This window comes from Achromobacter sp. 1011811831 (assembly GCF_059760905.1).
On the sequence record NZ_JCBANG010000055.1, the window covers coordinates 31,191 to 41,978 of the forward strand.

Annotated in this window: 10 protein-coding genes; 6 read left to right on the top strand and 4 right to left on the bottom strand. The window is 69.4% G+C overall.

The genetic code is table 11. The features are described from left to right. Window positions 1–110: 110 nt before the first annotated feature. On the bottom strand, window positions 111–818 hold the full coding sequence (locus AC6LJ9_RS19655) for a TetR/AcrR family transcriptional regulator (protein ID WP_498148885.1): 708 nt from the start codon (window positions 816–818) through the stop codon (window positions 111–113). Window positions 819–941: 123 nt separating this feature from the next. On the opposite strand from AC6LJ9_RS19655, the gene AC6LJ9_RS19660 reads away from it, so the two are divergent. Beyond that, entirely contained in the window at window positions 942–1,643 is a 702-nt protein-coding gene (locus AC6LJ9_RS19660) for a DAPG hydrolase family protein (protein WP_498148886.1), read from the top strand. 72 nt (window positions 1,644–1,715) lie between these two features. Then, the gene (locus AC6LJ9_RS19665) at window positions 1,716–2,894 is read left to right on the top strand and encodes an MFS transporter (protein ID WP_498148887.1); all 1,179 of its coding nucleotides are present in this window, start codon (window positions 1,716–1,718) and stop codon (window positions 2,892–2,894) included. Between the two features lie 31 nt (window positions 2,895–2,925). On the opposite strand, the gene AC6LJ9_RS19670 is transcribed toward AC6LJ9_RS19665, so the two are convergent. After that, window positions 2,926–3,624, bottom strand: coding sequence for a DUF2325 domain-containing protein (locus tag AC6LJ9_RS19670; protein ID WP_498148888.1), 699 nt, complete (start codon window positions 3,622–3,624; stop codon window positions 2,926–2,928). Window positions 3,625–3,918: 294 nt separating this feature from the next. Here AC6LJ9_RS19670 and AC6LJ9_RS19675 point away from each other — a divergent pair, with 294 nt between their 5' ends. Next, the gene (locus AC6LJ9_RS19675; protein WP_212321158.1) at window positions 3,919–4,218 is read left to right on the top strand and encodes a flagellar transcriptional regulator FlhD; all 300 of its coding nucleotides are present in this window, start codon (window positions 3,919–3,921) and stop codon (window positions 4,216–4,218) included. Between the two features lie 161 nt (window positions 4,219–4,379). Next, the gene (locus AC6LJ9_RS19680) at window positions 4,380–6,035 is read left to right on the top strand and encodes a mucoidy inhibitor MuiA family protein (protein ID WP_498148889.1); all 1,656 of its coding nucleotides are present in this window, start codon (window positions 4,380–4,382) and stop codon (window positions 6,033–6,035) included. 21 nt (window positions 6,036–6,056) lie between these two features. Here AC6LJ9_RS19680 and AC6LJ9_RS19685 read toward each other — a convergent pair whose 3' ends face one another. Then, complete coding sequence (locus AC6LJ9_RS19685) at window positions 6,057–7,277, bottom strand: EAL domain-containing response regulator (protein WP_212321154.1); 1,221 nt, start codon at window positions 7,275–7,277, stop codon at window positions 6,057–6,059. A gap of 250 nt (window positions 7,278–7,527) precedes the next feature. On the opposite strand from AC6LJ9_RS19685, the gene AC6LJ9_RS19690 reads away from it, so the two are divergent. Beyond that, entirely contained in the window at window positions 7,528–8,661 is a 1,134-nt protein-coding gene (locus AC6LJ9_RS19690) for a 3-deoxy-7-phosphoheptulonate synthase (RefSeq protein ID WP_498148890.1), read from the top strand. A 24-nt stretch (window positions 8,662–8,685) separates the two neighbouring features. Here the strand turns inward: AC6LJ9_RS19690 and AC6LJ9_RS19695 are convergent, their stop codons facing one another. After that, entirely contained in the window at window positions 8,686–9,924 is a 1,239-nt protein-coding gene (locus tag AC6LJ9_RS19695; RefSeq protein WP_498148891.1) for an NAD(P)/FAD-dependent oxidoreductase, read from the bottom strand. A gap of 328 nt (window positions 9,925–10,252) precedes the next feature. Here AC6LJ9_RS19695 and AC6LJ9_RS19700 point away from each other — a divergent pair, with 328 nt between their 5' ends. Then, the gene (locus AC6LJ9_RS19700; protein ID WP_498148892.1) at window positions 10,253–10,744 is read left to right on the top strand and encodes a hypothetical protein; all 492 of its coding nucleotides are present in this window, start codon (window positions 10,253–10,255) and stop codon (window positions 10,742–10,744) included. Window positions 10,745–10,788 lie beyond the last annotated feature (44 nt).

Sequence of the window (10,788 nt, forward strand, 5' to 3'; positions counted from 1 at the left end):
GGCGCGTCTCGTGAACGCGCCGTTGCCTCTTCAGGGTATCGCCATGCGCGCGCTTTGCCAAATCGCCGCGCCGCCTTGCGACAAGCTGAACGGCGCGCGCGCGGAGCGCATCACGCGGCGCGCAGCGCGAAGACTTTGCCGTCCCCCGCGAACAGCGCCAGGCAGGCCTGTATGCGTTCATCGATCGAGCTTTCCGGCAGCGGCGGCATCAGCCCCAGCGCCATGGCGCGCAGCGGTTCGGCGATCACCATCGACAGCAGCAGGCCGGCCACGGCGCGCGGCTCGCTCGCCTGGATGAGCCCGCGCCTGGTCAGGCGCTGGAACCAGGCGCCCAGCATGGCCGTGCCGCGTTCGATGCCGTTCTCCTGGTAGGCCCGCAGCAGCGCGTCGCGGCCCGGAAAGTCAGCCGTCAGCAGACGGAACATGCCGACCGCGTCGGCCGACAGCACGCGCTCGGCGATGGCCTGCAGCACGCGCGCCAGCGCCGGCAGCACTTCGTCGACGGTGGCCACGTCCTGCGCCATCACCGGCGCGAAGCCGTCGGTCCAGCCGCGCACGACCTGGGCCACCAGGTCCTCGCGGTCGCTGGCATGGCGGTACACGGTCTTCTTGGCCATGCCGGCGCGCCGCGCCACCGCTTCCAGCGTGGTCGCCGCATAGCCCTCGTTCAGCAGCAGCCACGTGGTCGCCGCCATCACGGCGGCGCGCTGCTCGGCCTCGGGCCGGGCCGGCCGGCCGCGTGGGCGCGGGGCTGGCGCGGCGGCGTCCCGCGCCTGGCCGGCGCCTGTCGTGGTCGATCGGATCTTGCCTTGCGCCATCGATGGCGTCCTCCTGTGTGCAGACCGAATCTTACACGTCCCCGATAATTTGGAAACGCTATTCGTTTCTTTATTATAGAATCAGGTTTCCAACCCTTCGATATCTTTGATGGAGCCTCGAACATGGACACACACGCCCCCCACGCCAGCCAGATCCTGGCCGACCTGCAACCCCTGCTTGATCCCGCCCCGCTGCGCCTGGAAACCGGCATCACCCGCCTGGACAACGGCCTGCTGGTGGTGGCCGTGCGCACGGACCTGCACGGCTGCAAGGGCCGCATGCTGGACTGGTGGTTCAAGTTCTTCGAAACCACGCAGCACATCAAGTGGTGGCATCCGCACGACCACGTCGAGCATCGTGGCTGGGACAGCCACTGGCGGCGCGGCGAAAGCTATGTGGGCGCGTCGATCCACGCGGTCGAATCGCTGGCCGACATCCCGCCCGTGGCGGCGCGCTTGAAGTTCCATGATCCGGCCGAGGCGTTCGGCGACGCCCGGCTGCGCGCCGCCACCGAGGCCGGCGACGTCTCGGCCGCCGTCTATGCGCGCATCGGCTTCGGCGACCACGCGCAGCTGGACGCGCACGGCGATCCGCTGGACGGCGACATGGTGCACCTGGCGCGCGACACGCCCTTCGGCTGCGTGCTGCGCAGCCGCTTCTACCTGGGCAAGTCCAGCGCGCAGCCCGAGCGCGACGCGGCGGACGAGCTGGGCCTGGCGCTGCTGCGGCATTGCTATACCGAATTCACCTACCTGTCGCGCTTCCTGCCGTCCATCTACTACGGCGAGCACGGCAACGGCGAAAAGGCCCCGCTGCCCTGGTAGGCGTCAAGGCACGGGACCGGGCGGGAGGAGTATGCTACGCGGCTTCATTCCTGCCTTCGTCCCCCTCCAGCCATGCGCGGCAACCCCGACGCCCGGCAGGGCGCCATCGCCCTGCACGGGTTCTACTTCCTGTACTACGGCCTGCAGGGCGTCAGCATCCCCTTCCTACCCTTGTGGTTCGCCGAGCGCGGCCTGGACAGCGCCTTCATCGGCCTGATCGTCGCCACCGCGCTGCTGCCCAAGATCCTGTCCACCCCCGCCGTCGCCCACGTCGCCGACCAGACCGGCCGCGCCCATGCGCTGATCGCCGCGGCGTTGATCGGCTCGCTGCTGCTCTACGCCTGCTATCCGCTGGCCGCCACGCCGGCCTGGCTGTTCGCCGTCACGCTGCTACTGAACGCCGTCTTCCCCTCGGTGCTGCCGCTGCTGGACCGCATGGCGATCGCCAGCGGACGCGGCCAGGGCAATTCGTACACCATCATCCGCGCCTGCGGCTCATTGGGCTTCGCCTTGATGACGGTCTGCGGCGGCTACCTGATCAAGACCCACGGCGTGAACTGGGTGATGTGGCTGCCCATGCTGATGATCGTGGCCTGCCTGGCCATGCTGCGGCTGCTGCCCCGGGCCGCGCGGCCCGCGCTGGACGCCGCGCCCGCGACGCCGGGCGTCACGCCCATGCGCGCCGTGCTGCGCGACCGCCCGCTGCTGCTGTGCATCGCCGCCGCCTCGCTGGTGCAGGCCAGCAACGGCTTCCTGTATTCCTATTCGACGCTGCACTGGACGGCCCAGGGCCTTTCCACCGCGCTGATATCACTATTGTGGGTGGTGGGCGTGGCCAGCGAGGTGCTGTTCTTCTTCGCCGCGCCCAAGGTGCTGGCGCGCGTCGGCGCGCCGCGGCTGATCCTGATCTCGGCCGTCATGACGGCGATCCGGTGGACCGGGCTGGCGCTGACCGCCGATCCCGCTGCGATCGCCGCCCTGCAGCTGCTGCAATGCTTCACGCTGGCCGGCAACAACGCGGCCATCATGTGGCACATCGCCGCGCGCGCGCCGGCCACGGCCAAGACCTCGGCGATCGCGCTGTACGCGCTGCTGTCGGGCGGGGTCTTCATGTTCGCCAGCATCCAGCTGGGCGGCGCGCTGTACCGGCACTATGCGCCCGGCGGCTTCCTGGTGATGGCGCTGTGCGCCCTGGGCGCGGTGCCGCTGCTGCGCCGCGCGCGGGCGTCACGGCCGGCCGGAGCGGACTGAACCGGCGCGCCCACGGACGCGGACGGCGCCGTCAGCGCCCCGCCGTTTCCGCCGGCCGCAGGCAGTCGAGCGCCTCGGGCCTGTCCACCAGCACGCATTCCTTGCCGGTGCGCGTGCAATGGTCGCGCACCCGCCAATAGGCGCCGTGGCTGACGCAACCGGTCTGGCAGATCACCAGGTCGGCCGCGACCAGGCTGGCCTCCAGCGTATCGGCGTCTTCCTTGCCGCTGCGGCCCTGGTAGCGGCCGCCGGCCATTTCGACCACCTTGCGGGTCAGCATCAGGGCCATCGCGTCCTCGCTCACGCACAGCACGGACTTCTCTCGCAGCGCGACGGCGACGGCCGGCGCGTGGCGCGGCGGCGCCTCGGGTCGCGGCGCCACGGTTGAAGGGGCCGGCGCGACCAGCCTGTCCTGCCAGGCCAGGCGCTCGCGCATCAGCGCCTGCACCCGCTCCATCAACAGGCCGACGCGGCGCGCCAGGGCCGCGCGGCGCGGCAAGCCCGGCACGGCGCGCTCCAGCGCAGCTCTATCCTCGCGCTCCCAGGACAGCAGCGTCTCATGGCGGATCAGGCGGGCGCGCAGTTGCAGGTTTTCGCTTTCCAGCCGCTCGATGCGTCCGGCTTGCGTGGCCAGCAGCCGGCTGCAATGCGATTGCACGCGTCCGTAGGCCGCGAGCAAGGCGGCATGCTCGCGCTGCAATTGCTGACGCTCATCGGAAGAAAGACCCATCGCGCACCCCGGCTGCTGGAGGAAGGAGACAGCCCGGCGGACGGCATGCGCCGCTGGACATGGGCGGCATTATAAATGAGAATTAGTCTCTTTTACAAAATTAACATATGTATGAATTGAACACAGGGAAATCCATTACTGACGGCCCCCGGTCGCTTAAATATGATCGACAAACCATATCGGCAGCCAGGCCAGCGACAGGCTTGCGCAGACGCCCTTCCAAGGACGCGCCGCGCCTTGCTCCGCGCCCGCCACGAATCCGGTCCGCGGACACAACGAAGTAAGGGGTGCCCGATGCCGAGATCCACCGAACTTCTGCGCGACATCCACGAAACCAACCTCATGTATCTGCTGCTGTTGCAGCGGATCGCGCGCAGCGGCAACGCCGCCGCCATCGCCGGCATGCAGTTGTCGGCCGAGGCCTGCGCATGGTTGACACGCCAGAATCACGAAGACCTGGCCAGGCTGGCCCGCTGCAGCGTGCTGCTGGCCCAGCTCAACATGGCTCCCGCCCTGCTGCTGTCGATGCTGAGCCAGGGCATGGGCGCCACGCTGCGGGCCGACACACCCGCGACGGCCGTGATCCAGGAATAGACAAGCCGCGCCCTGACGCCCCGGCAATCGGGGCGGTATCGCATGGTTTCGTTTGCCACCTTCTGTAAAGCCCGCCCCTTGCGCGCCGTGTACATTTAGCCCCCGGCGCTGGGCGAGTCCGTCCGCGCCGCTTCCGATTCCACAGATCAATAGGCGCCACCATGCGACGTACCCTCCTGGCTCTGTCCATCGCCACCCTCCCCGGCCTGAGCGCGGCCGCCGCCCTGCCCTCGGCCATCGGCGCCGTGACGGTCTACCAGGACCGCGCCGTCGTCACCCGCCAGGCCAGCGCCGAGCTGGCCGCCGGCGAGCACGAGCTGGTGCTGGACAAGCTGCCCGCCTCGCTGCAGGACAACTCCCTGCAGGTCGCGGCCAAGAGCACCGGCCAGGCCACGCTGCTGGATGTGAAGGTGCGCACCGCCTACGAGGCGAACACGCCCAACGAACGCCTCAGGCAGCTCGAGCTGCAGATCAATCAGCTCGACAACAAGAAGGCCGCGCTGGACGACGAGGCCGCCGTGCTGGAGAACCAGCGCGAACTGGTGGCCCTGATCCAGCAAGGCGCCACCCAGCCCGGCAAGGACGGCGCCCGCCCCTCGCTCGATGAACTCAAGGCGGTCCAGTCGCTGAGCGCCGACACGCTGAGCCGCGCGCTGGCCGGGCTGCGGCGCGTGGAGGAACAGCGCACCGACATCGAGCGCGAGCGGCAGGCGCTGGCCAATGAGTACAGCCAGCTGCAAGACCGCCAGGGTCGCCGCAGCAAGACCGTGACGCTGCGCGTGATGCTGGCGCGCCCCGGCAAGCTGGACCTGAATATCTCCTATGCCGTTGCCGGCGCCCGGTGGACGCCGGCCTACGACGCGCGCCTGCGCGCCTCCGACCGCAGCGTGGACCTGGGTTATTTCGGCGTCATCAACCAGACCACCGGCGAAGACTGGAACAAGGTCAAGCTCACCCTGTCGACCGCCCGTCCCTCGCTGGGCGGCGGCGCGCCGGCGCTGACGCCCTGGGTCGTGGACGTGGCGGCGCCGCCGCCTCCCATGCCCGCGGCGGCGCCGCGTCCCGCACCGGCCGCGGCGAGCGAAGCGCGCCAGATGGCGCGCCAGAAGATGGCCGTGCAGGAACAGGCCTTCGACGCCCCGGCGCAGGCCGAGCCCCAGCCCGAAGAGGTGGTCTCGGCCACCGCCGAGGTCCAGTCGGGCGCCACCAGCGCCTCGTTCCAGATCCAGGCGCCCGTCACGCTGCCATCGGACAACAGCACGCAGCGCGTGGCCATCACCACGGTCAAGCTGCCAGCGACACTGCAGTATCAATCCACGCCGTCGCTGCGCGAAGCGGCCTTCCTGACCGCGCATGCCAGCAACGGCACCGAGATGCCCTTCCTGGCCGGCACGCTCAACACCTTCCTGGATGACGCCTTCGTGGCGTCCAGCCGGCTCAAGGCCGTGATGCCCGGCGAAAAGCTGGAGCTGGCGATGGGCGCGGACGAAGGCATCTCGGTCAAGCGCCAGCTGGTCAACCGCTATACCGAAAGCACCGGCTTCTCCGGCAACGGCAAGCGCGTGACCTATGAGTACAAGATCACGGTCAAGAACAACAAGTCGACCAAGGAGCAGGTCTCGTTCAAGGACCGGCTGCCGGTCTCGCGCAACGAGAAGATCGAGGTCAAGCTGCTGTCGCCGTCCGAGCGCGACATCAAGCGCGAGGACGACGGCAAGCTGGTCTGGAACTGGGAACTGGAGCCCGGCAAATCACGCGAGGCCGTGCTGAAATTCTCGGTCGACTACCCGGGCAATATCGAGGTGTCCGGCCTTTGACGCCAGGTTCCGGCGCCGGCCTCAGTGCTGGCGCCGGAACGCGATGAACGCGTCGGGCGCGAGCGGCGGCGAGATGCCGAAGCCCTGGGCCAGCTCGCAGCCCAGCTCGCGCAACAGCAGGATGTCGCGCTCCTGCTCCACGCCCTCGGCGATCACCCGGCGTCCCAGCGCCCGCCCCATTTCGATGGCGGCCGCCACCACGGCGCGCGAAGCCGGCTCGCGATGCATGTGGACGATGAAGTCGCGGTCGATCTTCAGCTCAGTGAAGGGCATGGCCGAGAACAGCCGCATGGACGCGATGCCGGCGCCGAAATCGTCCATCGCCAGTTCGAAGCCGCGCACCCGCAGCAGGTTCAGCACCGAGGACAGGGCCAGCCAGTCCTTCACCGGCTCGTCCTCGGTCAGCTCCACCTTCACCAGCCGCGCCGGCAGCCCCGCCCGCGCCACCAGCTGCTCCAGCTGCGCCGGCAGGTCCGGCGAGCACAAGGTGGCCGCCGAGGCATTGATGGCGATGGGTACTTCGATCCGCTCGCCGTGCATGCGGCGCAGCACCTCCAGCACCTGTCCCGTGACCCGTTCGAACAGCACCCGGTCCAGTCCCAGCCGGTGCGCGGCCGGCACGAAGTCGCCGGCCGAGATCGTGCCCAGCGTCGGATGGTCCCAGCGCGACAGCGCCTCGGCCGACACCATGCGGCCGGTGGTGAGGTTGAGCTGCGGCTGCAGCACCACGCTCATGCCCTCGCCCGTGCCCAGCGCGCGCCGCAACTCGGCCCGCGTGGGCGCCGGGCCGGCCGAGGCGCGGCCGGACAGGTCGGGATCGTCGATATCGTGCAGCGCCGTCTTCAGCGCCTGCTGCATGACCGAGCGCGACACCGGCTTGGCCAGCGCCTGCGCCGACGGACAGCCCGCCTGCAAGGCCAGCCGCACATGCGAATGCCGCAGCTCGTCGCTGAGATTGCTGATCCAGATGATGGGAGGCATGCGCTTCAGGCGGCCCGAGTCCATCAGCCTGCGCAGCTCGTTGGGCAGGCGGGTGCCATCGCCCTCGCCCATGGCGATGTCGCTGATCAGCACGTCGTAGGACTGGCGCGTCAGGGCCGCCAGCGCCTCGGCGCCGCTGCCCACGCCCGCGACGCGGCGGCAGCCCAGGGCCAGGAGCATGTTCTGCAGATAGGCGCGCTCGACCGGATGATCCTCGACCAGGAGGATGCGACGGGCGGGGCCGGCTTCGGTCTTGGGCATCTTGCGCTGTCCTGGAGCCTGCGTATCTTGTCTGCCCCCAATGCTACGGCATCCGCGCGCGCCGTGTCCGCCATGCCGACGGGTTAATGCAAATTCACTGCTGATAGGCTTAAATTCGGGACTGAAGGCGCACGCTTGGCCGATGGCGCGGCGACCGCCGGCCTGCGCCATCGGACGGAGGATGGCAACCTTCGGGCGGTCGGGGGTGCGATAATGGCGGTCTTTCCGCATCTATGGCACGGAGCTTCCCTTGACCCGCATTGACGATCCCCTGCACGACCGCGAGGTCGGCGCGGCCGATTCCACCCAGGACATCACCCGCATCGACGACACCCGCATCGCCGCCGTGCGCCCGTTGATCTCGCCCGCGCTGCTGCAGGACGAACTGCCGGTCTCGGACGAGATCCAGACGCTGGTAGAACGCAGCCGGACCGAGATCGCCGACGTGCTGCACGGCCGCGACGACCGCCTGATCATCGTGGTCGGCCCCTGCTCCATCCACGAACACGGCCAGGCCATGCAGTACGCCCGCCTGCTGCGCGCCGCCGCCGACCAGCATCGCCAGGACCTGCTCATCGTCATGCGCGTGTACTTCGAAAAGCCCCGCACCACCGTGGGCTGGAAGGGCTACATCAACGACCCGCGCCTGGACGGCAGCTTCCGCATCAACGAAGGCCTGCGCCGCGCGCGCGAGCTGCTGCTGGACGTCAGCGGTCTGGGCCTGCCGATCGCCACCGAATTCCTGGACCTGCTCAGCCCGCAATACATCGCCGACCTGATCGCCTGGGGCGCCATCGGCGCGCGCACCACCGAAAGCCCCAGCCACCGCCAGCTCAGCTCCGGCCTGAGCTGCCCGCTGGGCTTCAAGAACGGCACCGACGGCGGCGTGCAGATCGCCGCCGACGCGATGGTCGCCGCCAGCGCCAAGCACGCCTTCATGGGCATGACCAAGATGGGCATGGCCGCCATCTTTGAAACCCGCGGCAACCAGGACACGCATGTGATCCTGCGCGGCGGCAAGCAAGGCCCCAACTACGACGCGGCCAGCGTGGACGCCTGTTGCGCGGTGCTGCGCAAGGCCGGTCAGCGCGAGCAGGTCATGATCGACTTCTCGCACGCCAATTCCAACAAGTCGCACCTGCGCCAGGTCGAGGTCGCGCAGGACGTGGCCGCGCAGCTGGCCGGCGGCGACGCGCGCATCACCGGCGTGATGATCGAAAGCCATCTCGAGGAAGGCCGCCAGGATCTCACCCCCGGCCAGCCGCTGCGCCCCGGCGTGTCGATCACCGACGCCTGCCTGGGCTGGTCGCAGACCGCGCCGGTGCTGGACGCGCTGGCCAAGGCGGTGCGCCAGCGCCGCGAAGCGCGCGCCGGCAAGGCCTGACGCGCCGCCACCCCGCGCCGCGCCTCAGCGGCGCAGCGCGTAGGGCGCCGGATCCACGTCCGGCGCCTCGCCCGTGATCAGGCTGGCCAGCAGCCGGCCGGTCACGGGGCCCAGCGTGAAGCCATGATGCGCGTGGCCGAACGACAGCCATAGCCCCGGATGGTTCGGCGCCGGGCCGATCACCGGACGCATGTCCGGCATGCAGGGCCGGCAGCCCATCCAGGGCTGCGCTTCCACGGCCGCGCCCAGCGGCACCAACTGTGCCGCCAGCGCGCGGACCCGGCCGATCTGCACCGGCGTCGGCGGCGCGTCGCGCGAGGCGAACTCGGCGCCCGTCGTCAGGCGCAGGCCCAGCGTCATGGGCGTCATCACGAAACCATTGTCGATATCGGCCACCGGCCGCGTCAGCGCCGCGCCCCGTTCCAGCGCGAAATGCTGGTGATAGCCGCGTTTGACCGCCATCGGCACGCGATAGCCCAGCGGCCCGAGCACATCGGTGGACCACGGCCCCAGCGCCACCACCGCCTCGCGCGCGCGCAGCGGGCCGTCGGCCGTGTCCACCCGCCAGCCGCCGCCGTCCTGCCGCAGGCTGCGCGCGTCGCCGTTCGCGAACACGCCGCCGCGCCGCTGCAGCAAGGCCGCATAGCCGCGCGTGACCGCGCCCGGATCCGACACGTTGACCGGGTCCAGCCAATGGACCGCGCCGACCATGCGCTCGGACAGGGCGGGCTCCAGCGCCGCCAGCGCCTGGCGATCCAGCACCTGGTGCTTCAAGCCGTACGACGACAGCGAGGCGGCTTCGGCGGCGGCCTGGTCCAGGCCGGCCTGGCTGCGCGCGCCGTCGATCCAGCCCGTGCGGCGGAACAGGCCTGCGATGCCGGCCTCGTCCTTGAGCGCGTCATGCTCGACCACGCTGCGCTCGATCAGCGGCAGCATGGCCTGCGCGGCGCGCGCCAGCCGCGACGGCGCCGAATGCCACCAATAGCGCGCCAGCCAGGGCGCGACGCGCGGCAGGAAACCCGGGTGATAGCGCACATCGGGCCGCTTGTTCAGCGCATAGCGCAGCAGGCTGCGCAGGTCGCGCGGAAAGGCGTAGGGAACCACGCTGGCCCGCTCGATCAGCCCGGCGTTGCCGTAGCTGGTCTCTTCGCCGGGACCGCGCCGGTCCACCAGCGTCACCGCGCGCCCGCGCGCGGCCAGGTGCAGGGCGACGCTCACGCCCACGATGCCGGCTCCCAGGACAATCACATCGGTTTTTTTCATCGGCGCATGATGCGCCCGCGTATTCCATTCGACAAGCCAGATCCCGCACGGAATCCGCGTGCGCGCGATTGCCGGTTTCCACCCGGCTTTGAACACGCCGTTACTTCAACATGCATTTGATACACTCAGTATCAATCGTGTGGTCCTCCAGGCAGACCTGAGCACGCCGCCATCGCGCCGGAATCCTGCGCGCACCCTTCCCGCCGCGGCGCGGGCGCGGCTTGGAGATTTTTCCCCAAGAACGCTCAAGTTCATCCCCCCACGCGCCGTTAACCCGATACCGGGCAGCGGACGCCGCGGCGCCCGCCCCGCATTGATCAAGCCAGGCATGAACCGTACTACCCCCGCCACGACCGCGGCGGCCCAGGCCGCCGTCCGCCACAGCATATTTATTTATACCGAGGAACAGCGGGGCAACCAGCTGGTCGAGTCCACGGTCATCGGCATGCTGTCCGACATATCCGGCTCGGACAAGCTGGTCGTCGTGCAGGATCCGCACAGCGGTCTGAAGTTCATTTATCGCGTGGACCATGAAAGCAGCAATCTGGACGCCGCCGCCCTCACCGAACAGGACGGGTCGGCCTTCAACGGCAAGCAGTCAGTGGAGATCAACGCCATGACCTACAAGCTGGGCAATGCGGAGAACGCCATGAAATTGTTGCGCGGCAAAACGCACTGGATCCAGGACAAGGGTTCGGTGTTGTCGGTGCTGCTGCAGAATGCCGCGTCGCGCAAGACGCGTTTCGCGCCACAGCGCATCGAACGCGACCGGATGCGCAAGATACCGCCGGGCGTTCCGATCGAACGGCTGCCTGGGTAAAGACAGGAACCGCTCGCCTTATCCACAGTTTCTGTGGATAAGGC